Origin of the sequence: Falsiroseomonas sp. HC035 (assembly GCF_050563525.1) — a bacterium.
Classification (GTDB): Bacteria; Pseudomonadota; Alphaproteobacteria; order Acetobacterales; family Acetobacteraceae; genus Falsiroseomonas.
This window is the reverse complement of sequence record NZ_JBNXUN010000051.1, coordinates 1-2390: the sequence shown is the minus strand read 5'-3', so window position 1 is coordinate 2390 and position 2390 is coordinate 1. Positions and strand designations below refer to the sequence as shown.

The window sequence follows — 2390 nt, the reverse complement described above, 5'->3', positions numbered from 1 at the left end:
ACTGTTCCCGGCACCGGCCTCGCCCGCCAGGTGATGGTCCATCTCGGCGTTCAGCGCCCGCTCGGCCAGCGCCTTCTTCAGCTGATCCAGCAGGCCGCCCTGGTCGAAGGCAGTACTGGCGTCCGCACCGGACAGCAGCTGGTCCAGCATCTCATCAGGAATCCGGGGCGTTCTGCGTCGGGCCATGGGGGAGCTCCTTCTTTCCCATCATGACCGTCCACACACGAAATTCCCGACAGTCCCGAGGGCGCCAACGCCGGCTCGGCAAAGGTCGTGAGCTCCCGAACGGAGGCGTCGGGCCCACCTCGACCACAATCTTCTCCCGACCGCCACTGGCGCGCCTCAGCACCCGCAGCGGCCCGCCGCGCATGACGACACGCACTTCTGTGGAAAGACAGTCGAGTGCGATCACCGTCTCGCCGGCGTCAAACCCATCAGCGGCTTGCACCATACGCTTCAGCCCGCATGATTGATCCGGGTTAGGCCTTCAACGACAGACAGCGCAGAAAAATATTGTGGTTCTGCATCCAAGAGCCTTGCCCTTCCGTAGGGCTATGGAGCGCCGTTCCGGCGCCGACGGGGAGCGGATGCAGCAACATGTCACAGAACAACCTTCTAGCCGGACTGGTGTCCTGCCTAATCCTGCTGGCGGCTGGGCCGGTGGCCGCACAAGGTGGCAATGCGGTGCGGTTGCCCTCTGCTGACAGCTTCGTGCCGAGCACCACCTCTGGTCGGCTCCTGCTGACCGGCGGCGTCACCATGTTTGAGGGCGCGTCCGGCGGCGGACTGGTGCCCTGGGCGACTATTGGTGGCTACGGTACGCGCGACGAGATCGGCGCGACTGCATTCGGCACTTTCATCCCGCTGAGGGACTACCGCGCTAGCAGCTACGGTGCTCTTGCGGGCTTCTACAATCGCGTCGAGTTGTCCTACGCCCGCGCCGAGTTCAACACGCAGCGGGTTGGGGGCGACCTTGGCCTCGGCCGTGACTTCACGTTCGGCCAGGACATTTTTGGCGTGAAGGTACGGCTGTTTGGGGATCTCGTGCTGGATCAGGATACCCTGCTGCCGCAGGTCGCGGTTGGCGCCCAGTACCGGCAGAACAACCGCAACGATGTCGTACGCGCGGTCGGCGCGGAGCGAGATGCCGACTGGGATTTCTACGTCTCGGCCACCAAACTGCTTCTAAGCCAGAGCCTTCTGGTCAACGGCACGCTCCGCGCCACCCGAGCGAACGAATTTGGCTTCCTAGGGTTTGGTGGTGCGCGCAACGACGACTATCAGATCATGCCGGAGGTTTCAGTCGCCTATTTGGTCAATCGCAACCTCGCCATAGGCGCAGAGTATCGCCGCCGCCCGCTGAACCTTGGCGTATCGACCTCGCGCGATGCCTATGACTTTTTTGCAGCCTACGCCTTGTCGAAGAACGTCTCCGTGACGCTCGCCTATGTCGACCTTGGTGAGATTGTTGCTGCGGCTGCACCACGGAGCCAGCGCGGCGCCTACCTCTCGCTCAACATTGGCTTTTGATCTCCGTCACGCGGGCAAGGAAACATCTGATGATTCGCACCAGCACTCTCGGCGTCCTGTCGTTCCTCGCTGTTGGCGCACTCTTGCCGGTCCAAGCGCAGACCGCCACCGAGGTTTACCCCACAGTCTCTGGCACGCGCGTGCTGGAGGATTTTGGCGGCCTCGACGGCATCCGCGCGCTGATGGAGGAATTCGAGCGTGAACTCATCGCCAATCCCACAACGCAGCCCTTTTTCGGCAACCGCGACAACACTGCCCTAAAGGCGCGATTGGTAGAGCAGGTTTGCCAGATCCTCAATGGTGGTTGTGTCTACACCGGGCGCACCATGCGAGAATCCCACGCGGGTATGGGTGTCAATCAGGCACAGTTCTATGCGCTTGTTGAGGCGTTGCAAGCAGCGATGGAACAGCGTCGCATCCCCTTTGCGTCGCAGAACCGACTTCTGGCTGTGCTCGCACCGATGCACCGCGACATCATCACGCGCTAGCTCCAATTCTGCAGTGTCGGCCTGGAACTGGGCTATGCCATCGTCGAGGGCGACTGCCGGAGCTTCCAATGAGTGCTGCGGCGCATCTCACTCTACATCGACGACACCTTCGATGTCGTGGATGAAAACCAGCAGATGCGCTGTTCAATGCACATCACGAGGGATACGGCTTTCAGTCGGTCCTCGTGTTGGAGGTGAGGGCCGCATGATCACCGTCGTGCGCCCGGCCTGTTGGCCCAGCGGGCAGCGATCCGAGAGCCGCTTGTACGCACCTTCGGTATCATCGCCGGTTGAGAGCCATCGTTATGTTTCTTCCCGACTGGGCGCATCCACCTGTCTTCCACCGGAGAATTGCTGATGGAAGATTCCTGT

General features: G+C 61.8%; 2 protein-coding genes and 1 pseudogene. 2 read left to right on the top strand and 1 reads right to left on the bottom strand.

The features are described 5' to 3' along the window. Window positions 1-186 (bottom strand): annotated as a pseudogene (locus ACLF3G_RS29330) (IS256 family transposase); the annotation flags it as partial. Between the two features lie 411 nt (window positions 187-597). Here ACLF3G_RS29330 and ACLF3G_RS29325 point away from each other — a divergent pair. Further along, window positions 598-1530, top strand: coding sequence for a DUF3034 family protein (locus ACLF3G_RS29325; protein WP_430672912.1), 933 nt, complete (start codon window positions 598-600; stop codon window positions 1528-1530). Between the two features lie 29 nt (window positions 1531-1559). Continuing rightward, window positions 1560-2018 (top strand): group I truncated hemoglobin, encoded by a 459-nt coding sequence (locus ACLF3G_RS29320; RefSeq protein WP_430672911.1) that lies wholly within the window; start codon window positions 1560-1562, stop codon window positions 2016-2018. Window positions 2019-2390: the final 372 nt, after the last annotated feature.

Excerpts from the sequence above, each read along its gene's own strand:
- ACLF3G_RS29325 (WP_430672912.1), top strand. The coding sequence starts at position 598 with ATGTCACAGAACAACCTTCTAGCCGGACTGGTGTCCTGCCTAATCCTG.
- ACLF3G_RS29320 (WP_430672911.1), top strand. The coding sequence starts at position 1,560 with ATGATTCGCACCAGCACTCTCGGCGTCCTGTCGTTCCTCGCTGTTGGC.